The sequence below is a fragment of the Mesorhizobium silamurunense genome, from assembly GCF_014843905.1.
GTDB classification, from domain to species: Bacteria; Pseudomonadota; Alphaproteobacteria; order Rhizobiales; family Rhizobiaceae; genus Mesorhizobium; species Mesorhizobium silamurunense.
Genome location: NZ_LPVS01000095.1, coordinates 54,389 through 75,705 on the forward strand (window position 1 = coordinate 54,389; position 21,317 = coordinate 75,705).

Sequence of the window (21,317 nt, forward strand, 5' to 3'; positions counted from 1 at the left end):
GCGGCGGAAGCCACGGCCTGTCCAGGCGCGGGAGGATTGCCTCTTTTGTTTGTGCGCAATTCCGGACGGAAAACCGTGGACACTTTTCCTGGAATTGCTTCTTTGCTTGCGCAATTCCGGACGGAAAACCGTTGGACACTTTTCCTGGAATTGCGTCGGTCGATCAGGCTGGCTGGAGACCGCCCGACAGCGCCAGGTCTGCCTCTTCCGGCAGCTGGCCGGCCATGGCAGCGGCGAATTGCTTCTGATCGAGCTCGCCTTCCCATCGCGCCACGACAATGGTCGCAACCGCATTGCCGACGAAATTGGTCAGCGCGCGGCACTCCGACATGAAGCGGTCGACGCCGAGGATAAGCGCCATGCCAGCGACCGGCACCGAGGGCACGACCGAGAGCGTGGCGGCCAACGTGATGAAGCCGGCGCCGGTGATGCCGGCAGCACCCTTGGAGCTCAGCATGGCAACGAGCAGCAGCAGGATCTGGTCCCCGAAGGTGAGCGGCGTGTCGGTCGCCTGCGCGATGAAGAGCGCTGCCAGCGTCATGTAGATGTTGGTGCCGTCGAGGTTGAAGGAATAGCCGGTCGGGATGACCAGGCCGACCACCGAGCGGTTGCAGCCGGCGCGTTCCATCTTGGCCATCAGCCCTGGCAGGGCGGCTTCCGAGGACGAGGTGCCGAGCACCAGGAGCAGCTCTTCCTTGATGTAGCGGATCAGCGCCAGGATGGAGAAGCCGTTGTACCATGCGACCGCGCCCAGCACGACCAGCACGAAAAGCAGCGACGTCAGGTAGAAGGTGCCGATGAGGAAAGCGAGGTTGGCGATCGTGCCGATGCCGTATTTGCCGACGGTGAAGGCCATGGCGCCGAAAGCGCCGATGGGGGCCGCCTTCATCAGGATGGCGACGAGGCGGAAGATCGGCGCGGTCAGCGCCTGCAGGAAATCGACCACGGGGCGACTGCGCTCGCCGACGAGCGCCAGCGCCACGCCGAACAGCACCGAGAAGAACAGCACCTGCAGGATATCGCCTTGCGCGAAGGCGCCGGTGATGGTGTCGGGGATGATGTTCATCAGGAAGCCGACGATGGTCGTGTCATGTGCCTTCTCGGTGAAGGTCGAGACCTTCGAGGCGTCGAGCGTCGCCGGATTGATGTGCATGCCGGCACCGGGCTGGATAACGTTGGAGACGACCAGGCCGACGATGAGCGCCAGCGTCGAGAAGACGAGGAAATAGATCATCGCCTTGCCGGCGACGCGGCCGACCTTATGCAGGTCGGAGACGCCGGCGACGCCGGTCGCGACCGTGAGGAAGATCACCGGCGCGATCACCATCTTGACCAGCTTGATGAAGGCGTCGCCAAGCGGCTTCAACGAGGCGCCGATGTCGGGATAGAAATGGCCGAGCAGGATGCCGGCGGCGATCGCCGCCAGGACCTGCACATAGAGATGCCGGTAAAAGGGAATTTTGCCGCGCGGTTCCGCGGCAGCGATTGCCGTCTGCATCGTATCCTCCGTTCAGCCCCGATCGAGAAGCTCGACCTCCCGGGGCAGTTGACCTCCACAGCATCGCGGCTGCTGCGGAAGCATTTGCAACGGACGTGCCAGATTCCGCTTCGAAGTACGGGGCATTGATTCTGTTAGGTTTTTGGCCGCATGTTCCTCGCTTCCGAGAGAGTGCGGTGCGGCAATCCGCATAGGTCGAATTGTGCTTTGTGCGAAATCATGCACAAATACACCATGCTGCAACGCCCCGCCGCTGCCGTCTCCTCGACGCCCGAACTGCTTGCCGGGCGGGCGCGGCGCGCCTGGCTGCTGTTCGCGGCGATCGCGCTTCTGATCGTGCTGGCAGCGCTCTACGGCGCCGGCCTTTACGGCCGCTCGACCGAGATCGAGGCGCTCTCCGCGCAAGGCCGCACCGATGCCAACCTCAAGGTCGCGCTGCTGCGCGCGGTGCTGGAGAATCCGCGCGCGCTGCCGCTGCTTCTGTCCGAAGACCAGCAGGTGCATGACGCGCTGACCGAGCGCAGCCCCGCCTCGATCGATGTGCTCAACCGCAAGCTCGAAGGGCTGGTTTCCGGCACCAAGGCCTCGGTGCTCTACGTCACCGGCACGGACGGTTTGGCGATCGCTTCCAGCAACTGGCGCGAACCGGTGAGCTTCGTCGGCAACGACTACGGTTTTCGCGCCTATTTCTCGGGCGCGATGCAGTCCGGCACGGCCGAGTATTTCGCGCTCGGCAATGTCAGCAAGCGTCCCGGCCTCTACATTTCGCGCCGCGTCGGCAGCGCGGCTGCCCCACTCGGCGTCGTCGTCGTCAAGATGGAGTTCGACCAGCTCGAGGCCGACTGGCACGAGGCAAACCGCCCGGCTTATGTCAGCGACGAGCACGGCGTGGTGCTGATCACCAGCGTGCCCTCCTGGCGCTTCATGACGACGGCGCCGCTGACCCCCTCAGTCACGGCTGACATCCGCGCCAGCCAGCAGTTCGGCGAGGCGCCGCTGGTGCCCTTGCCGATCACAAGACCGCAAACGCTCAGCCCGGATGTCGCGCTGGTCCACGCCATCACGCCGGGTGGCAGCGATGCGGAGTATCTGCGGCTGTCCACGGCCGTGCCATCGACACCGTGGCGGCTCGACTATCTCGTTCCGGTGGAAGCGCCTATCGCCTCGGCCCAGCGTGAAATGCGACTCCTGGCGCTCGGCGCCGTCATTCCGCTCATCGCATTTGCCGCCTATCTGTTATGGCGCCGGCAATCCGCCCAGATGCGGATCGCCGCCGAACAGGCGGCTCGTGCCGAGCTCGAGCGCCGCGTCGTCGAACGCACCCAGGATCTGAGCCTGGCGCGCGACCGGCTGCAGGCCGAAATCGCCGACCATCGCAGCACCGAGGCGAAGCTGCAGGTCATGCAGCAGGAGCTGGTACAGGCGAACCGACTTGCGACCCTCGGCCAGGTTGCCGCCGGCGTCGCGCATGAGATCAACCAGCCGGTGGCGACCATCCGCGCCTATGCCGACAACGCGCGCGTCTTCCTGGAGCGCAAGCAGACGGCGCCGGCCGAAGAAAACCTCGGCGCCATTGCCGCACTGACGGAGCGCATCGGCTCCATCACCGAAGAGCTGAAAGCCTTCGCCCGCAAGGGCCGCACCGCGGCCGAGCCGGTCGAATTGCGCAACGTCATCGAAGGCGCCGTCGTGCTGCTCAGGAGCCGCTTTGCCGGCCGGCTGGACGCGCTGGCGATCACGCTGCCGCCGCTGTCGCTCAAGGTGATGGGCAACCGGCTGCGGCTGGAGCAGGTGCTGATCAACCTGTTCCAGAACGCGCTGGAAGCGCTCGAGGGCCGCGAGGATGCGCGGGTCGAAGTGTCCGCTGCGGAAACCGCCGATGGCGTTGCGCTGATCGTGTCCGACAACGGACCGGGCATCCCGCCGGCGATCCTGAAATCGCTGTTCACGCCTTTCAACACCTCGAAGGAAAGGGGGCTCGGGCTTGGCCTCGTCATCTCGAAGGATATCGTCGCCGATTATGGCGGGCGTATCGAGGTGGCGAGCAGCGGGAGCGGCACGCGCTTCACCATCCATCTCTCGAAGGCTGGCCCGACATGACCAACGGCAATCCGGTCATCCTGATCGATGACGATAGCGACCTGCTCAAGGCGACAAGACAGACGCTGGAGCTCGCCGGTTTTGCTGTGTCTGCCTTTTCCTCAGCAAGCGAGGCACTTGCCGGCCTCGATGCCGGCTTCGCCGGCGTCGTGGTGTCGGACATCCGCATGCCCGAAATGGACGGCCTGCAGCTCTTCGACCGCGTGGTCGATCTCGACCCGGATATCCCCGTCATCCTCGTCACCGGGCATGGCGACATCGCCATGGCGGTCAAGGCGATCAAGGATGGCGCCTATGATTTCATCACCAAGCCTTTCGCAGCCGACCGGCTGGCACAAAGTGTATGGCGCGCGGCGGAGAAACGCCGGCTGGTGATGGAGAACCGCGCCCTGCGCGAGGCGGCGGAGCAGGCGCAGGAGAGTTTGCCGCTGATCGGCCAGACGCCGGCGATGGAGCGGCTGCGCCGCACGCTCAGACAAATCGCCGATACCGATGTCGACGTGCTGGTGACCGGCGAGACCGGCTCCGGCAAGGAAGTGGTGGCGAGCCTGCTGCACCGCTGGAGCCGCCGCGCCAAGGGCAATTTCGTGGCGCTCAATTGCGGCACGCTGCCGGAGACCGTGATCGAGAGCGAATTGTTCGGTCACGAGGCCGGCGCCTTCACCGGCGCGCAGAAGAAGCGCGTCGGCCGCATCGAGCATTCGAGCGGCGGCACGCTGTTCCTCGACGAGATCGAAAGCATGCCGGCTTCGACGCAGGTGCAGATGCTACGCGTATTGGAAATGCGCGAGGTGACGCCGCTCGGCACCAACGAAGTTCGGCCAGTCGACCTGCGTGTCGTTGCCGCCGCCAAGGTCGATCTCGGCGACGCGAGCCAGCGCGGCGCCTTTCGCGAGGACCTCTATTACCGGCTCAATGTCGTGACGCTCTCGATCCCGCCGCTGCGCGAGCGCCGGGACGACGTGCCGCTGCTGTTCGGCTATTTCGCCGAACGCGCCGCGGCCCGCTTCCACCGCCCAGTGCCCGCGGCGCCGGCCGCCGTCCAGCGTCATCTGAGAGAGCATGACTGGCCCGGCAATGTCCGCGAGCTCGCGCATTTCGCCGAGCGTTTCGTGCTCGGATTGGAGGAGATCGGTGGCAGCCCTTCCCCTCAGCCGGCCGATTCGGACGCGGGTGGCAGCCCTTCCCCTCAGCCGGCCGATTCGGACGCCTCCATGCCCTTGCCGGAACGGCTCGAGCGCTACGAGGCCGAGATCATTCGCGAGACACTTGGTCGCAACGGCGGCGACGTCCGGCGCACGATCGAGGCACTCGGCATCCCGCGCAAGACCTTCTACGACAAGCTGCAGCGGCACGGGATCGTGCGCGGCGATTTTTCCAGATAGATCAAGCTTGTGGAACCCGATCCGACCCCAGACCGTTGAGCCTGTCCAGGAAACCGTGGCACGTTGGCACCAGCCGTGCGGCGAACGCATGACGGCGATGGCGTTGCCGGTTGCACTTGGCAAGCGTTGATGGTTTGTTGCCGCTCAGCGGAGAACGAATGATGCGCGAATCCCTCGGTCAAGACGAATACGGCTCGGCCAGCCCCTTCGATCCGGACGATCTGCCGAATCTGAATGCGATGGGGCCGGCGATGGGTAGCGGCAACGATTTCGAGAAATACGCCGTCGCCGTCATCATCGTGTTCGGCGCACTGATCATCGGCGGGCTGATGGCCGCGTCGATGACTTTCGGCCACCGCAACGGCTTCCTGTTCGCACTCGGCGGCGCCACCGCCGCCTGGATTTCGGGCAATGCGCTGCTGCTTGACCGGCCGCGCATCTATGCGCTGTTCGTCGGCATCGCAGCCGTGCTGCTGATCGCCTCGACCATCACCCTAGTGGCCTAGGAAACAACTTAGTAGCCCAGCGCCTCGCCGGAAGCGGCGCGGCTGTCGATGGCACCGTTATAGCGAGCGCCGCCGCCCTTCTCGATCTCCGCCAGGCTCTTGCCGCCGACCAGTATGCCGGCTGCCTGGCCCCAGGTCTGGTCGCTGAGATCGAGGTGATAGCCCATGCCGGCGAGCAGCCTCTCGGTGTCGGGGGAAAGCCCGAACGGTTCGACATAGACAGTGTCCGGCAGCCACTGATGATGGATGCGCGGCGCGTCGATCGCCTCCTGGATGTTCATGCCATGGTCGATGACGTTGACGATCGCCTCCAGCGTGATGGTGATGATGCGCGAGCCGCCCGGGCTGCCGATGACCATGAACGGCTTGCCGTCCTTCGTGACCACGGTCGGGCTCATCGAGGATAGCGGCGTCTTCTTCGGCTGGATCGCGTTGGCCTCGCCCTGGACCAGCCCGTAGAGGTTGGGCACGCCGGGCTTCTGGGTGAAATCGTCCATCTCGTTGTTGAGCAGGATGCCGGTGCCTTCGGCGACGACGCCGGCGCCGAAGGAGCCGTTGAGCGTATAGGTGACGGCGACCGCATTGCCGTCCTTGTCGATGATCGAATAGTGGGTGGTTTCCTTCGACTCGCCGAAGCCCTTTGGCATCAAATCCTTCGAGACGCCGGCGCGGAACGGATCGATCTTTTCGCGGATGTCTTTCGCATAAGCCTTGTCGAGCAGTTTTGAGACCGGATTGTCCACGAAATCAGGGTCACCGAGCGCCGAATTGCGGTCGACATAGGCGTGGCGCATGGCCTCCACCATGACGTGGACCGTCTCGGCCGAGCCGGTGCCGAGATAGGATAGCGGATAGTCCTCCAGCACATTGAGTATCTCGCAGATGATGACGCCGCCCGAGCTCGGCGGCGGCGAGGAGATGATCTCGTAGCCGCGATAGGAGCAGGTCACGGGTTTCAGCTCGCGCACCGCATATTGCTCGAAATCACCCTTGGCGAGGATGCCGCCCTTGGCACCGCTTGCCTTGACGATAGCGTCGGCAATCGGCCCTTTGTAGAAGGCGTCAGGCCCTTTCTCGGAGATCGCAGACAGGGAGGAGGCGAGGTCCGGCTGGGTAAGCCGCTCGCCAATTCCATAGGGCTTGCCGTCGGGCTTGAGGAAGATGGCGGCCGCGGCCGGATCCTTGGCCAACCGGGCGGCGCTGCCGGCAAAGGAAGCGGCGTCGCCCTGGTTGAGGACGAAGCCGTCCTTGGCATAAGCGACGGCCGGCGCCATCAGATCCTGCCTGGGCAAGGTTCCGTATTTCTCGCGGGCCATTTCGAAACCGGCGACCGAGCCTGGCACGCCGACGGCAAGATAGCCGTCGAGGCTGGCGCCTTTTATCGGCTTGCCTTCCTTGTCGAGATACATGGTCTTGGTCGCCGCGAGCGGCGCGCGCTCGCGAAAATCGATGAAGGTCGAGCGGCCGTCCTTCAACCGGATGGTCATGAAGCCGCCGCCGCCGATATTGCCGGCGTTGGGATAGACGACGGCGAGCGCATAGCCGACCGCGACGGCCGCGTCGACGGCGTTGCCGCCCTTCTTCAGCACGTCGACACCGACCTCGGTGGCGAGATGCTGGGCGGTCACCACCATGCCGTGCTCGCCCTTGGCGGGAGCGGGCGAGGCGGCGAAGACGGCCGCTGATTGTGCAAAGGCGAAAGTGAACGAGAGGCTGAGGGCGATCAGCGTCCGGCGGGTGATATGCATGGCGGGCTCCGGGGGCGTGGGGGTTGCCTAGGAAAAACCCTCGGAGCGCGTTAGTCCAATAACAATTGAAGTAGCGGACGGCTCCGCCTCAAACAATCCCGCCGCCGCCGCTGGCGACGGCCGGACGCTCCGCCGCCACCTTCGCCCGGTATCCGGCCTCGCGATAGGCGGCGACCGGGTCGATGGCGCCCCCAGTCCTGAGCCGCGCCATGGCAAGGATCGGCTGGACATCGGTGCGGTAGGCCGCCTTCAAGGTCTGCGTCGCCATCAGCGCGTCGTTGGCCTCCTGGAAACCCTCCAAAGCCTTGCGGTCGACCAGTAGCGCCTGGGCGTAGGCGCGCTGCACCTCGACCGCAGACAGCATCAGGCTTTCGATCGGATCGGTTACGTTGTGGCTCTGGTCGAGCATATGCGCTGGCTTGAATCCTTTCGCGCCCGAAAGCTCGGCATCGACCAACTCGTTGAAGACGAGGAACAGCCGGTAGGGATCGATCGAGCCGGCATCGAGGTCGTCGTCGCCATATTTGGAATCGTTGAAATGGAAGCCGCCGAGTTTCTTGAACTGGATCAGCCGCGACACGATCATCTCGATGTTGACGTTGGGCGCATGGTGACCGAGGTCGACCAGGCAGAATGCCTTGTCGCCGAGCTCCTTGGCGATGATGTAATTGGTGCCCCAATCCTGTACGACCGTCGAATAGAAGGCCGGCTCGTACATTTTGTGCTCGGTGAACAGCCGCCAGTCGTCCGGCAGGCCGGCGTAAATTTCGCGCATGGCGTCGAGATAGCGCTCGAAGGCTTTTGCGAAATTGACCTGGCCGGGGAAGTTCGAGCCGTCGCCGATCCAAACCGTCAAGGCCTTCGATCCAATCGTCCTGCCGATCTCGATGCATTCGAGATTGTGCTCGACCGCCTGCCGGCGGGTGCCGGCATCGGCATGCGACAGCGAGCCGAACTTGTAGGAGAGTTTCTGATCCTTCGCGTCGGAGAAGGTGTTGGAGTTCATGGCGTCGAAGCCGAGGCCGAAGCGCGATGCCGCCTGCTTCAGCCGGTTCGGATCGGCCTTGTCCCACGGGATGTGCAGCGAGACGGTCGGCGTCGCCTGCGTCAGCTGGCTGATGACGGCGCAGTCCTCGATCTTGTCGAAGATGTCGCGCGGCTCGCCGGCGCCGGGGAAACGGGCAAAGCGCGTGCCGCCGGTACCGACGCCCCAGGACGGGATCGCCACGGCGAATTTTTCCACCTTGTCGCGGATAGCGTCGATGGCGATGCCGCGCCGGTCGAGACGGTCGCCCAGCGAGGCGTAGTCGCGTTCCAGATTGGCCGTGCGCGCCGCGTTGTGCTTGGCGACGAGGTCGGCGGAAATGATGGTTTCGGACACTGCAATTCCTCCCGGTGGTGCGGCTTTACTCTCCCCCTTGTGGGGAGGGTGGCCCGTAGGGCCGGGTGTGGGGGTACCCCCCCGCCCCGGCAGGCACTCCCCGCTTCGCGGCGACTACCTGACGACCCTCCCCACAAGGGGGGGTAACAAACTACCGCGTAAAGCTCTGCGCGTTGCCGGCGTCGACGTTGATGATGTTGCCGGTCGACTTGGCGGACATGTCGGAGGCGAAGAAATAGATCGCTTCCGCAATGTCCTCCGGGAAGACCGAGCGCTTCAGCATCGAGCGCGAACGATAGTGCTCTTCCAGATCGTCGGTCGACATCTTATAGGCGGCGGCGCGCTGCTCCTTCCATTCGCCGCTCCATATCTTGGAGCCGCGCAGCACGGCGTCCGGATTGACGACATTGACCCTGATCTGCGCCTCCGCGCCCTCCAGCGCAAGGCAACGCGCGAGGTGGATCTCGGCCGCCTTGGCGGTGCAGTAGGCGGCGGCGTTGGGCGAGGCGGCGAGGCCGTTCTTGGAGGCGACGAAGACGACGTTGCCGCCGATCTTCTGTGCGCGGAACAGGCGGAAAGCCTCGCGCGAGACGAGGAAATAGCCGGTCGACAGGATGTCCATATTCTTGTTCCAGAGCGCCAGCGTCGTCTCCTCGATCGGCGCCGAGGAGGCGAGCCCGGCATTGGAGACCAGAATGTCGATGCCGCCAAATTCGACCGAAGTTTCGGCGAAGCCCGAGGCGACCTGATCTTCCGATGTCACGTCGATCCGCACCGGGCGGACGAAGTCTTTTCCGTAGGCCTTCGATAGCTCTTCATGGGCGCCGGCGAGCGCGGCCTCATCGATATCGGCGAGCACGACGCAGGCGCCTTCGCGCAGCAGCCGGTTGGCGGTGGCGCGGCCGATGCCGCCGGCGCCGCCGGTGACGAGCGCGATCTGTCCGGCCAGCGCCTTCGGCTTCGGCAGGCGATGGAGCTTTGCTTCCTCCAGTTGCCAGTATTCGATGTCGAAGGCTTCTTGCGAGGGCAGGCCGACATAGGACGAGACCGTCGAGGCACCGCGCATGACGTTGATGGCGTTGACGTAGAATTCGCCGGAGATGCGGGCCGTCGCCTTGTCGCCGGCGAAGGTGAACATGCCGACGCCCGGCATCAGGTAGACGACGGCATTGGGATCGCGGATGGCGGGCGAGTCCGCGTGCTTGCAGCTGTCGTAGTAAGCCTGGTAGCCGACGCGATAGGCGGCAATGTCGTCGACGAGGCGCGCGATGACGGCATCGACATCCGGCTTTGACGGATCGAACTCGATCACCAGCGGGCGGATCTTGGTGCGCAGGAAATGGTCCGGGCAGGACGTGCCAAGTGCTGCCAGCGGCCGCAGGTCCTTCGAATTGACGAATTCGAGCACCGCCGGCTGGTCGTCGAAATGGCCGAGCTTGTGGCTCTTCTCGGAGATCAGGCCGCGGATCCTCGGCATCAGCTTCGCGGCAATGGCGCGCCGTGCCGGCGCGTCGAGCGCCTTCACCGCCTCGCCGCCGAAGATCGCCTTGCCTTGCGACTTGCGCTCGAACCATTCGATCGCCTGGTTGATCACCGAGATCGTCGTCTCGTAGCATTCCTTCGGCGTGTCGCCCCAGGTGAACAGGCCGTGGCTCTCGAGCACCACGCCCTTGGCGTCAGGGTTCTCGAGGCAGAATTTCTCCAGCCACAGGCCAAGCTCGAAGCCCGGCCGCTTCCAAGGCAGCCAGCCGATGGCGTCGCCGAAGATCTCCTGGGTGATCGCCTTGGAATCCTTGGCGGCGGCAATGGCGATGATGGCGTCGGGATGCATGTGGTCGACATGAGGCTTCGGCACGAAGGCATGCAACGGCGTGTCGATCGAGGCCGCGCGCGGATTGAGGTTGAAGGTGCAGTGGGGCAGATAGCCCACCATCTCGTCCTCGTGTTCGACACCGCGATAGAGGCCCTTCAAGGCGCGCAGCTTATCCATATAGAGCGTGGCGAAACCGTCGAGCTTGATCGAGGCGCTGTCGCCGCCCGAGCCCTTGACCCAGAGCACCTCGACATCCTCGCCGGTCAGCGGGTCCTTCTGCCAGACCTTGGACGAGGTGTTGCCGCCGCCATAATTGGTGACGCGCTTGTCGGAACCCAGCGTGTTCGAGCGATAGACCAGAAGCTCGGGACCGCTCATCCCTTCGGCTTTTGCATCGTCCCACAGATTGGCGAGGCGCGAGCCGGAGCGCTTGTCGAGCATAGGTATCCTCCCTTGGAGCGCGGACAGTGCGCTCCTCTTTTCTCGCGGGGAATGTCTACGCAAGCGGCCCTCTTGTCAATCACAAACGATCAATATCGATCATATTGCATTGCACAATGAAAATATGTGATCGGAAATGATTGACATTGCGCGTTTTCTAGTGCCTGATGGTCGGGCAGGGAGGAACCATGCACGAAAAAGAACGCCACAGGATCATTCTGTCCGCCGTCCAGGAAAAACCTGTGGTGACGGTGCAGGAGATGGTCGACCTGACGGACTCCTCCGAGGCGACGATCCGGCGCGATATCGCGGCGTTGCACGTGCAGAAGCGCCTGCGCCGGGTGCGCGGCGGCGCCGAGGCGATCTCGCCCCCGCAGTTCATCGGCCTCGCCGGCCGGCCCTTTTCGGTCAACGAGACGCTCAACGCCGCGCAGAAGCGGGCGATCGCCCGCGAGGCGGTGAACCTTTGCAAGGATGGCGAGCCGATCATCATCAATGGCGGCACCACCACTTTTCAGATGGTGCATTTCCTGACCGGACGCCGCATGCCGATCTTCACCAATTCCTTCCCGATCGCCGAGCATCTGCTCAAGCACTCGAAGAACACGGTGATGCTGTCGGGCGGCACGATCTATCGTGAACAGAACATCATCCTGTCGCCCTTCGACAACGACGTGACGCGCAATTTCTACGCGCGCCGCATGTTCATGGGCGCGCAAGGCCTTGGCCCTCTCGGGCTGATGGAGGGCGATCCGCTCTTGATCCAGGCCGAGCAAAAACTGATCGACCAGGCCGACGAGCTGGTGGTGCTGGTCGACTCGTCAAAATTCCGCATGCGCTCCAGCCTGATCCTGTGCGGGCTGTCGCGCATCGCGACCGTGATCACCGACGACGGCATCGAAGACCGCGAAGCCAAGATGCTGGAAACCGCGGGCGTGGTGCTGATCGTCGCCCGCAAGCAGTCAAGCGAGAAGGAAGAATCTTCACTGCAGGCCTGAGGGAAACTCGCGCCCGCAGCGGCGATGGAATGCAACGCTCAAGGGAGGATATTCGATGAGCTTTTTGAAGAAACTGCTGGTCACGGCGGCCTTTTCTGCCGCCATGTTCGTGAATGCCGCCTATGCCGAGAACGTCAAGATCGCGCTGGTGGTGAAGTCGCTCGGCAACGGCTTCTTCGACGCCGCCAACAAGGGCGCCGAGGAAGCGGCGAAGGAACTGGGCGATGTCGACGTCATCTACACCGGCCCGACCAAGGCAACCGCCGAGGCGCAGATCGAAGTGATCAACTCGCTGATCGCACAGAAGGTCAATGCGATCGCCGTTTCGGCCAATGATGCCGATGCGCTGGTGCCGGTGCTGAAGAAGGCGATGGATCGCGGCATCACCGTGATCTCTTGGGACTCCGGCGTCGCCAAGGAAGGCCGCCAGCTCCACCTCAACCCGTCCGATACCAACCTGATCGGCGAGACCATCATCAAGCTCGCCGCCGACTATCTGCCCGAAGGCGGTGACGTCGCGATCCTGTCGGCATCTTCGACCGCGACCAACCAGAACGCCTGGATCGAGGCGGCCAAGAAGGTGCTGCCGGAGAAGTTCCCGAAGATCAAGCTCGTCGCCACGGTCTATGGCGATGACGACTCGGCCAAGAGCACCGACGAAGCCAAGGGCCTCTTGAAGTCCTATCCGAATCTCAAGGCGATCATCGCTCCGACCACGGTGGGTGTTGTCGCGGCCGCGCAGGTCGTCACCGACGAGAACCTCATCGGCAAGGTCAACGTCACCGGCCTGGCGCTGCCGTCCGAGTTCAAGAAGTTCATCGACAACGGCGCCAGCCAGGCGGTCGCGCTGTGGAACCCTATCGATCTCGGCTACTCGGCGATCTACCTCGCCCATGATCTCGCGGTGAAGAAGGAAGAGGCAAAGCCCGGCGCCACGCTCTCGATCGGCCGCGTCGGCAAGGTGACGCTCGACGACACCAACTCGGCCGCGATGGCTCCGCCCTTCCAGTTCGACAAGACCAACATCGAGAAGTTCTCCAAGATCTATTGATCCCGGGTGACTTCAAGCTCATGCGGCGGGACAATTGTCCCGCCGCAACTTCAAACGGACCTTGCCTCAGGGCCTGATACGGATATGGACACGACAGCCCAGCACAAAATGGAGACGGAGCGGCCCCAGCCTTCAGGCCCCGTCCAGAATGCCAGCCCGCGCCTGACGCTCTCCGGTATCTCCAAGAGTTTTCCGGGCGTGCGCGCCCTGCACAATGTCAGCCTGTCGCTCTATCCCGGCCAGGTGACGGCGCTGATCGGCGAGAACGGCGCCGGCAAGTCGACGCTGGTCAAGATCATGACCGGCATCTACCAGCCCGATTCAGGCGACATCAGCATCGACGGCGAGGCGACGCCGCTGCCAAGCGCGCATGCCGCCTTCGGCCACGGCATCACCGCCATCCATCAGGAAACGGTGCTGTTCGACGACCTGTCGGTCGCCGAAAACATCTTCCTCGGCCACGCGCCGCGCACCCGCTTCGGCACCATCGACTGGCGCACCATGCGCAAAAATGCCCGCGAGGTTCTGGAGACGATGCGGGCCGACCACATCGACGCCGACGCACGGCTGAAGGACCTCGGCATCGCCAACAAGCATCTGGTGGCCGTGGCGCGCGCGATGTCTATCGACGCACGCATCGTCATCATGGACGAGCCGACCGCCGCACTTTCGATGAAGGAGATCGAGGAGCTTTTCCTGCTCATCGAATTCCTGAAGAGCGAAGGCAAGGCGGTGCTCTTCATCAGCCACAAGTTCGACGAGATCTACCGCATCGCCGACCGCTACACCGTCTTTCGCGATGGCGAGATGGTGGGCGAAGGCCTGCTCAAGGACACCGGCCAGAACGAGATTGTGCGCATGATGGTCGGCCGCAACGTCGACCACATTTTTCCGCAGCGCGAACCGAAGATAGGCGCGCCGGTGCTCTCCGTCTCCGGCCTGTCGCATCCGACCGAATTCGACGATATCGGCTTCGAACTGCGCAAGGGCGAAATCCTCGGCTTCTACGGCCTGGTCGGCGCCGGGCGCAGCGAAGTGATGCAGGCGATCGCGGGCATCACGCGTACCGCCAAGGGCACCATCTCGCTGGACGGCCAGACGATCGCGCCGAAGTCGGCGGCGGATTCGATCGAAGCCGGCATCGTCTATGTGCCGGAAGAGCGCGGCAAGCAGGGCGTGGTGATCGGCCTGCCGATCTTCCAGAACGTGTCGCTGCCTTCGCTCATGCGCACCTCGAAATCCGGCGTGCTGCGGCTGGCGGAAGAGTTCTCGCTTGCCCGTTCCTACACCGAGCGGCTCGACCTGCGCGCCTCCTCGCTCAGCCAGGATGTCGGCACGCTTTCCGGCGGCAACCAGCAGAAGGTGGTCATCGCCAAATGGCTGGCGACGGCGCCGAAGGTGATCATCCTCGACGAGCCGACCAAAGGCATCGACATCGGCTCCAAGGCCGCCGTGCACGGCTTCATGGCCGAGCTGGTGGCGCAGGGCTTATCGGTAATCATGGTCTCTTCGGAACTGCCGGAAATCCTCGGCATGTCCGACCGCGTCGTGGTCATGCGCGAAGGCCGCATCGCGGCCACCTACGACAACAAGGGATTGGATGCCGAGACGCTGGTTCGGACGGCAGCAGGGATCGCGGCATGAAGAATTTTCTCAAATACCGCGAAATCTGGCTGCTGGCCGGCATCGTCGTTCTGATCGGCCTGATTTCCACGCGCTTCCCGGGCTTCGCTGATCTGGCCAATCTGCGGCAGGTGTTCAACGACACCTCGATCCTGATGATCCTGGCGCTGGGCCAGATGGTGGTAATCCTGACGCGCTCGATCGATCTCTCGATGGCCTCCAACCTCTGCTTCACCGGCATGGTGGTGGCGATGCTTAACGCCGCGCACCCAGCGATCCCGATCCCGGTGCTGATCGCCATCGCGCTGTTCGTCGGGCTGGTGCTCGGCGCCATCAACGGCTTCCTGGTCTGGCGGCTGAACATCCCCTCGATCGTGGTGACGCTCGGCACGCTCACCATCTATCGCGGCGCGACCTTCGTCGTCTCCGGCGGCGCCTGGGTCAATGCCGACCAGATGAGCCCCGGCTTCATCAACTTCCAGCGCGCCGCCTTCCTCGGCCTGCCAGTGCTGTCCTGGATTGCGCTTGCGGTAATCGCTTTGTTCTTCCTGGTGATGACGCGCACGGCGATTGGCCGCTCGATCCATGCCATCGGCGTCAATCCGACAGCGTCGGTCTATGCCGGCATCGATGTCGGCCGCACCAAATTCATCGTCTTCTGCATTTCCGGCATGATCGGCGGGCTCGCCGGATACCTGTGGGTCTCGCGCTACGTGATCGCCTCGGTCGAGGTCGCCAACGGCTATGAGCTCAACATCATCGCCGCCTGCGTCATCGGCGGCATCTCGATCGCCGGCGGCATCGGCTCGGTCGGCGGCGCCGTGCTTGGCGCGCTGTTCCTCGGCATCATCTCCAATGCGCTGCCGGTCATCAACATCTCGCCCTTCTGGCAGATGGCGATCTCGGGCAGCGCCATCATCCTGGCCGTGGTGCTCAACGCGCGCGGCGAGCGCCGGCAGGGCCGCATCATCCTCAGAAAGGCGGAAGCGGCATGAGCGACACCCCTGCCCCGCGCCACATCCCCGACCGGCTCGACAAGCCGCTCTCTTCGGCGATCTTCTCCTGGGAGGCGCTGCTGGTCGTCATCGCGGTTCTCATCTTCGCGGTGAACAGCTTCGCCTCGCCCTATTTCCTCGACCCGTGGTCGCTGTCGGACCTCACCTTCAACTTCACCGAAAAGGGCCTGATCGCGCTCGCCATGGCGCTTTTGATCATCTCGGGCGAGATCGACCTGTCGGTTGCCGCGATCGTGGCGCTCGCCTCCACAATGATGGGGATGGCCGTGCAGGCCGGCGCCGGCACGCCGGTGCTGGTGCTGATCGGCATCGTTGTCGGGCTCGGCTGCGGCGCCTTCAACGGGCTGCTGGTCACAAGGCTCGGCTTGCCCTCCATCGTCGTCACCATCGGCACGATGAGCCTGTTCCGCGGCATCGCCTTCATCATCCTCGGCGACCAGGCCTATAAGGGCTACCCAGAGAGTTTCGCCTTCTTCGGGCAGGGCTATGTCTGGTGGGTTTTCTCGTTCGAGCTGGCGCTGTTCCTTGTCGCGGCGCTCATCTACTGGTTCGTTCTGCATCGCACGAGTTTTGGGCGGAAGGTCTTCGCCATCGGCAACAACCCAGTCGCCTGCCAGTTCTCCGGCGTGCGCGTCGGCCGCATCAAGTTCATCCTGTTCTGCCTGACCGGGCTGATGTCCGGCATCGCCTCTGTGCTGATCACCTCGCGGCTCGGCTCGACACGGCCGTCGATCGCGCAGGGTTATGAGCTGGAGGCGATCACCATGGTGGTGCTGGGCGGCGTCTCGATCCTCGGCGGCGCCGGCAGCATCCTCGGCGTCGTGCTCGCCGCCTTCATCATGGGACTGGTGACGTTTGGGCTTGGGTTGCTCAACGTGCCCGGCATCGTCATGTCGATCTTCATCGGCCTGCTGCTGATCATCGTCATTGCGCTGCCGATCGTCTGGCGGCGGCTGCGCGAAGGACGCTTCGCCTGATGGAAAAATACGCCTTCAAGATGAAGCTCAAACAAGCGCCGCCACGACGAGATCTGGCCATCGCTGGTGGCGCTGCTGAAGCAGGCCGGCGTTTCCGATTATTCGATCCATCTCGACGAGGAGACCAACAACCTGTTCGGCGTGCTGTGGCGGTGTGAGGCTCACGGCATGGCCGATCTGCCGAAGCATCCGGTGATGCAGCGCTGGTGGGCGCATATGGCCGACGTCATGGAGACCAAGGCCGACAACGAGCCGGTGGCGGTGCCGCTGGAAACAATGTTCCATATGGCATGATCCGCCACGTCGCCGTCATCGATATCGGCAAGACCAACGCCAAGGTGGCGCTGGTCGACTTCGAGCACATGACCGAAGTGGGTCTGCGCCGCACGGCCAACGCCGTCTCCAGGAACGGCCCCTACCCGCATCACGATGTCGAGCGTCTTTGGGCCTTTATCCTGGATGGCCTTGCCGCGCTGCACCGCGAGCAACCCATCGATGCCGTCTCGATCACCACCCATGGCGCGACGGCAGTGCTGGTCGATGCCGAAGGCGGGCCTGCGCTGCCGGTGATCGACTATGAATTTGCCGGCATCGACGAACTGGCCCAGGGCTATGGTGCCGTCCGGCCGTCCTTTGCCGAGACCGGCACGCCGCGCCTATCGGCTGGCCTCAACATCGGCGCGCAGCTCTTCTGGCAGCAGAAGCGCTTTCCGGCGGAGTTCGCCAAGGCTGCCGCGATCCTGATGTACCCGCAATATTGGGCGCTGCGACTGACGGGCGTTGCCGCCAACGAGGTGACCTCGCTCGGCTGCCATACTGATCTCTGGAACCCGTGGCGGGCCGACTACTCGTCGCTGGTCGACCGGATGGGCTGGCGCCATTTGATGGCGCCGGTGCGGCCGGCGAAGGACCGGCTCGGAGCGATCCTGCCGGCGATCGCGCGGCGGACAGGGCTCGACCCGCAAACGCCGGTGTTCTGCGGTTTGCACGATTCCAACGCCTCGCTGCTGCCGCATCTGCTGTCCGACGCACCGCCCTTCTCCGTCGTCTCGACCGGCACATGGGTGGTGTCGATGGCGGTTGGCGGGCGGAAGGTCGAACTCGACCCGGCGCGCGACACGCTGGTCAACGTCAACGCGCTCGGCGACCCCGTGCCATCGGCGCGCTTCATGGGCGGTCGCGAGTTCTCGCTGCTGACCGAGGATAAACCGTTTGACTGGAATGAGGACGACGTTGCCACTGTGCTGGCACAAAAAGCGTTGCTTCTGCCATCAACTCAGCAAGGCTCCGGACCTTTCCCTCATCGTGCCGCACAATGGACCAATGCCGACAACTTGAATCCCGGCCAGCGCTTCGCCGCCATCTCGTTCTATCTGGCACTGATGACCGCGACCTGCCTGGATCTGATCGGTGGCAACGGGCCGACGATCGTCGAGGGACCCTTCGCGCAGAACCGGCTTTTTATCCGCATGCTGGCAGCAGCGACGGGCCGCCCCGTTGTTGCGTCTGAGACTTCGACCGGCACCAGCATCGGCGCGGCGCTGCTGGCGTCGCGTGGCGCTACCGTGATGAGCAAGGGCGAGCGGACTGAACCGCCAGCTGAGCGCGCCTGGGGCGACTATGCAAGGGCGTGGCAGCTGGCCATCAGGGCATAAGTTGCGTCGTCACTACCCAAGCCTTGCTTGACAGGTCGGCGCTGCCCCTCATTGCCCTGCCGAGCATTTCTCCCCGTATAGTGACGGGGAGAAAGATGCTGTCGTCGACGATTTCGCCAATTGTCGCCGTTGCAGAATAGGGGCCGGCAATGCGGCCAGCTCCCTTCTCCCCGTTCTACGGCGAGAAGGTGCCGGCAGGCGGATGAGGGGCAGCGCCAACATCGGCAACTACACGTCTCAGCCCGCCGTCCCGTAGAGCAAACCCCGCGGATCGATCTCCGGCTTGCGGCCGGCAACGATGTCGGCGAGGAATTTGCCGGAGCCGCAGGCCATGGTCCAGCCGACATGGCCGTGGCCGGTGTCGAGATAGAGGTTGCGGTATTTCGCCTGGCCGATGACCGGCACCGAGTTCGGCATCATCGGCCTCAAGCCGGCCCACAGCACAGCCTTCTTCTCGTCGAAGGCGCCCGGGAACAGATCCTTGCCGGTTTCCAGGATGGTTCTGAAATCGCCGGGCTTGAAGCTGCGGTCGAAGCCGGTGAATTCGGCAGTCGAGGACATGCGCAGCCGATTGCCCAGCCTGGAATAGCCGATCAGCCGGTCCTCGTCGGCGCCGCCCATGGTCGGGCCCTTGCTTTCGTCCTCCAGCGGAATGGTCGCGGTGTAGCCTTTCACCGGATAGACGGGCAGGTCGATGCCGTAGCGGCGGCCGAGGAGACCGCTTTCCGGCCCCATGGAGATGACGACCGCGTCGCCGGTGACCGGACCGGCCGAGGTCATCACCGCGCGCACCCGGTCACCCTCGATGTCGAGGCCCTCGACCGTGGTGCCGAACTGGAATTTGACGCCAAGCTTCTCGGCCGCATAGGCGGCGAGATGGTCGACGAACTGCTTGGAATCGCCGGTCTGATCGATCGGCGAATAAATACCGCCGGCGATCTTGTCCTTCACGCCGGCGAGGCCAGGCTCCAGTTCCGCCAACCGGTCGCGGCCGACGATCTCGATCGGCAGGCCGTGCTCGCCCAGATAGCGGTAATTGTCGGTGCCGGTGTCAAAACTTTTCTGCGAACGGAAGAAGTAGAGGATGCCTCGCTTCCGCTCGTCGTAATGGATGCCGGTCGCGTCCGAGAGCGCATTGATGCAGTCGCGCGAATAGAGCGCGAGTCTCAGTTTGACGTCGGTGTTGGCGCGCAGCCGCCTTACAGTACACTCGCGCAGGAAGCGCAGGCTCCAGGCATAAAAATAGGGATCGAGGCGCAGCCTGACCTTGATGCCGAGATCATGGTTCCACAGCCCACGCAGAAAAGTCTTCAGCGCCGCGGGCGAGGCCCAGGCGGTGGCGTCGCCCGGCGAGACCAGGCCGGCGTTCGACTGACTGGTGCCACGCGCCGCCGCCTCATGGCGCTCGATGACCGTTATCTCATGGCCGTCTTTAGCCAGATAGTAAGCGGCGGCCGTGCCAACGACGCCGGCTCCGAGCACCACAACCTTCATACCGCCCCCTCAAGGATCGAAATCAGGCGACGCGCCTCCACGCGCTGCCTTTTTGACCCTCAATAGCGCGTCCCGGCACGCCCGACGAGCCCTTGGCCCAACAGCTAGCTGTGCCTAGTTCCGTGCTGAGTTCTTGCTGGTCAGGATGCGTTCCCAGGCCAGCGCATCCTTCACGATCTGGTCGAGATCGTCGCGCTGCGGCGTCCAGCCGAACTCCTTGCGGGCAAGGTCGGAATTGGCGACCACGGCCGCGGCATCGCCGGGGCGGCGGTCGCCCATGCGGACATCGAAATCATGACCGAAAGCGCGGCGCACGCTGTCGATCACTTCGAGCACCGAATAGCCGTGGCTGTAGCCGCAATTGGCGAGGAGGCTCTCTCCGCCCTCGCGCAACCGCTGCAGCGCCAGCCGGTGCGCCGCCGCGAGATCGCTGACATGGATATAGTCGCGGATGCAGGTGCCGTCCGGTGTCGGATAGTCTTTGCCGAAGACCTGCATGAAGGGTCGCTTGCCGAGCGCCGTCTCGCAGGCGACCTTGATCAGATGCGTGGCGCCGGGCGTCGACTGTCCTGTGCGGCCCTTTGGATCGGCGCCGGCGACGTTGAAATAGCGCAGCGCCGTATAGCGGATATCGTGCGCGAGGCCGGCGTCGCGCAGCATCCACTCGCTCATTAGCTTGGAGAGGCCGTAAGGCGATTCCGGCGCCAGCCGCGCGTCCTCGCGCACCGGCTCCAGCCCGGCGCCGCCATAGACGGCTGCGGTGGAGGAGAAGATGAAATGCGGCACGCCCTCGCGCACCGCGGTCTCGATCAGCGTCCGGGTCTTGCAGGTGTTGTTTTCGTAATAGCCGAGCGGATCGGAGACCGATTCCGGCACCACGATCGAGCCGGCGAAATGGATGATGGCGTCGACCTTGTTTTCCCGGATGATCTGTCCAACCAGCTCACGGTCGGCGACGTCGCCGACGACAAGCTTCGCTTCCGGCGCCACCGCCCATTCGAAGCCGGTGGAAAGCCGGTCGAGCACGACGACGCTTTCGCCGGCGTCGAGAAGCTCCCAGACCATGTGGCTGCCGATATAACCGGCACCGCCCGTCACCAAAACCGCCATCTGATACCTCGCTGATCAAGATTTATCGGAAACTGTCTCAACAGCCACCGTGCTGAAAACCCCGCCGCAAGCCCATTAGCCTCACTTTTAGTGTTAAGTCCGTAACAGTTCCTCCTGCCCGAGGCATTGTACCGAAACAAAACTAGTTCACATCCCCGGGAATAGGCCACGATCCGGCATCGTTAGGAACAGGCCCGGGGCGTGGCATTTTGACCGGTGCGGCGCGGTGGACGCGGCATGGGCCCGTGACTATGATCCGCCGCAAAACTTGGGAAGCCGACATGAATTACCAGCGGTTCTTCGAAGACGCGATCGACCAGCTCCATGCCGAGCGGCGCTACCGCGTTTTCGCCGACCTCGAGCGCATCGTGGGCAAGTTTCCGCGCGCCATCTGGCGTTCCAACGGCCGCGCCCAGGAAATCACCGTATGGTGCTCCAACGACTATCTCGGCATGGGCCAGAACCCGGACGTGATCGCCGCCTTCCAGACCGCGGCGGGCAAGATGGGCTCGGGCGCCGGC

15 protein-coding genes and 2 pseudogenes are annotated in these 21,317 nt (G+C 64.1%); 11 read left to right on the forward strand and 6 right to left on the reverse strand.

Going from position 1 to position 21,317, the window contains the following annotated elements:
• Positions 1–163: 163 nt before the first annotated feature.
• Positions 164–1,498 (reverse strand): dicarboxylate/amino acid:cation symporter, encoded by a 1,335-nt coding sequence (locus AU465_RS28715; protein ID WP_192255640.1) that lies wholly within the window; start codon positions 1,496–1,498, stop codon positions 164–166.
• A gap of 219 nt (positions 1,499–1,717) precedes the next feature.
• Between AU465_RS28715 and AU465_RS28720 the strand changes: the two genes are divergently transcribed.
• The 3 genes from AU465_RS28720 (at position 1,718) to AU465_RS28730 (ending at position 5,489) form a co-directional block, all read left to right on the forward strand.
• The gene (locus tag AU465_RS28720) at positions 1,718–3,598 is read left to right on the forward strand and encodes a sensor histidine kinase (protein WP_192255642.1); all 1,881 of its coding nucleotides are present in this window, start codon (positions 1,718–1,720) and stop codon (positions 3,596–3,598) included.
• Positions 3,595–4,983 carry a sigma-54-dependent transcriptional regulator gene (locus AU465_RS28725; protein ID WP_192255644.1) on the forward strand — a complete coding sequence of 463 codons (1,389 nt, stop codon included), beginning with the start codon at positions 3,595–3,597 and terminating at the stop codon, positions 4,981–4,983. The genes AU465_RS28720 and AU465_RS28725 overlap by 4 nt, the downstream gene beginning before the upstream one ends.
• Before the next feature lie 158 nt (positions 4,984–5,141).
• Positions 5,142–5,489 carry a hypothetical protein gene (locus AU465_RS28730; protein WP_246506510.1) on the forward strand — a complete coding sequence of 116 codons (348 nt, stop codon included), beginning with the start codon at positions 5,142–5,144 and terminating at the stop codon, positions 5,487–5,489.
• An 8-nt stretch (positions 5,490–5,497) separates the two neighbouring features.
• Here AU465_RS28730 and ggt read toward each other — a convergent pair whose 3' ends face one another.
• The 3 genes from ggt to AU465_RS28745 all read right to left on the reverse strand — a co-directional run bounded on the left by ggt (position 5,498) and on the right by AU465_RS28745 (position 10,872).
• A complete protein-coding gene (gene ggt, locus AU465_RS28735) occupies positions 5,498–7,237 on the reverse strand; it encodes a gamma-glutamyltransferase (protein WP_192255646.1) in 1,740 nt (579 codons plus the stop codon).
• 88 nt (positions 7,238–7,325) lie between these two features.
• A complete protein-coding gene (gene rhaI, locus AU465_RS28740; RefSeq protein ID WP_192255648.1) occupies positions 7,326–8,618 on the reverse strand; it encodes an L-rhamnose catabolism isomerase in 1,293 nt (430 codons plus the stop codon).
• A 151-nt stretch (positions 8,619–8,769) separates the two neighbouring features.
• The gene (locus AU465_RS28745; protein ID WP_192255650.1) at positions 8,770–10,872 is read right to left on the reverse strand and encodes a bifunctional rhamnulose-1-phosphate aldolase/short-chain dehydrogenase; all 2,103 of its coding nucleotides are present in this window, start codon (positions 10,870–10,872) and stop codon (positions 8,770–8,772) included.
• A gap of 188 nt (positions 10,873–11,060) precedes the next feature.
• Between AU465_RS28745 and AU465_RS28750 the strand changes: the two genes are divergently transcribed.
• The 7 genes and pseudogenes from AU465_RS28750 to AU465_RS28780 all read left to right on the forward strand — a co-directional run bounded on the left by AU465_RS28750 (position 11,061) and on the right by AU465_RS28780 (position 18,192).
• Positions 11,061–11,870, forward strand: coding sequence for a DeoR/GlpR family DNA-binding transcription regulator (locus AU465_RS28750; protein ID WP_192255652.1), 810 nt, complete (start codon positions 11,061–11,063; stop codon positions 11,868–11,870).
• A gap of 55 nt (positions 11,871–11,925) precedes the next feature.
• Positions 11,926–12,921, forward strand: coding sequence for a rhamnose ABC transporter substrate-binding protein (gene rhaS, locus AU465_RS28755; RefSeq protein WP_124996133.1), 996 nt, complete (start codon positions 11,926–11,928; stop codon positions 12,919–12,921).
• An 84-nt stretch (positions 12,922–13,005) separates the two neighbouring features.
• A complete protein-coding gene (locus AU465_RS28760; RefSeq protein WP_192255653.1) occupies positions 13,006–14,565 on the forward strand; it encodes a sugar ABC transporter ATP-binding protein in 1,560 nt (519 codons plus the stop codon).
• Positions 14,562–15,539 (forward strand): ABC transporter permease, encoded by a 978-nt coding sequence (locus AU465_RS28765; RefSeq protein WP_192255655.1) that lies wholly within the window; start codon positions 14,562–14,564, stop codon positions 15,537–15,539. The genes AU465_RS28760 and AU465_RS28765 overlap by 4 nt, the downstream gene beginning before the upstream one ends.
• A complete protein-coding gene (locus tag AU465_RS28770) occupies positions 15,536–16,537 on the forward strand; it encodes an ABC transporter permease (protein ID WP_192255657.1) in 1,002 nt (333 codons plus the stop codon). The genes AU465_RS28765 and AU465_RS28770 overlap by 4 nt, the downstream gene beginning before the upstream one ends.
• Positions 16,537–16,831: pseudogene (locus AU465_RS28775) on the forward strand (L-rhamnose mutarotase). Before AU465_RS28770 ends, AU465_RS28775 begins: the two are co-directional and overlap by 1 nt.
• Entirely contained in the window at positions 16,828–18,192 is a 1,365-nt protein-coding gene (locus tag AU465_RS28780) for an FGGY-family carbohydrate kinase (protein ID WP_192255659.1), read from the forward strand. The pseudogene AU465_RS28775 and the gene AU465_RS28780 overlap by 4 nt, the downstream one beginning before the upstream one ends.
• Before the next feature lie 237 nt (positions 18,193–18,429).
• Here the strand turns inward: AU465_RS28780 and AU465_RS28785 are convergent, their stop codons facing one another.
• Positions 18,430–19,686: a D-amino acid dehydrogenase gene (locus AU465_RS28785; protein ID WP_192255661.1), complete on the reverse strand. Its 1,257-nt coding sequence runs from the start codon at positions 19,684–19,686 to the stop codon at positions 18,430–18,432.
• Positions 19,687–19,800: 114 nt separating this feature from the next.
• On the reverse strand, positions 19,801–20,796 hold the full coding sequence (gene galE, locus AU465_RS28790; protein ID WP_192255663.1) for a UDP-glucose 4-epimerase GalE: 996 nt from the start codon (positions 20,794–20,796) through the stop codon (positions 19,801–19,803).
• A 281-nt stretch (positions 20,797–21,077) separates the two neighbouring features.
• Here galE and AU465_RS28795 point away from each other — a divergent pair.
• Positions 21,078–21,317 (forward strand): annotated as a pseudogene (locus tag AU465_RS28795) (5-aminolevulinate synthase); the annotation flags it as partial.